The sequence below is a fragment of the Colwellia sp. BRX8-5 genome (assembly GCF_014077325.1).
GTDB lineage: Bacteria > Pseudomonadota > Gammaproteobacteria > Enterobacterales > Alteromonadaceae > Colwellia_A.
Window position 1 is genome coordinate 1 of sequence record NZ_JACGVR010000098.1, and the last position, 418, is coordinate 418.

Below are 418 nucleotides of genomic sequence, written 5' to 3' on the forward strand. Positions count from 1 at the left end.
TAACGCCACGTTAAGCGGCAAAAAATTGTTGGCTAAAATTGTGAACGGAGTGAAACAGCCAACTGTTTTTTGTCCGTTTGAACGCCTTGTTAGGCTTTACCTTGAGCACCACTATTTGGGACAGTAAACCTAATAGCAACAAAAATACACAAGAGCCATACTAGCCAAAATATTACACTATTAAACCAAAACGAACGTACTAGAAAATCGTAGACTGGAAAAGTAACAAATTCGGCTAACCAATCTATTGTATTTGAACCAAATACTTTCTCAGCGACAATCATTAACTCGCCACCTTTAGGGTGGAAAAAACTAATAGCTCCTCGGACAATAACAGGAAATAGGAATATTGCACAAACAGCTAAAACTAATCTCCTCACCTTAAATTTATCTCCAAGATTTTGGTAAGCCTAACGCC

The 418-nt window shown here is 37.8% G+C and carries 1 protein-coding gene; it reads right to left on the reverse strand.

Annotated features, from left to right (window positions below; translation table 11 throughout):
- Positions 1-89: 89 nt before the first annotated feature.
- Positions 90-380, reverse strand: coding sequence for a hypothetical protein (locus H4J62_RS20050; protein WP_182218804.1), 291 nt, complete (start codon positions 378-380; stop codon positions 90-92).
- Positions 381-418: the final 38 nt, after the last annotated feature.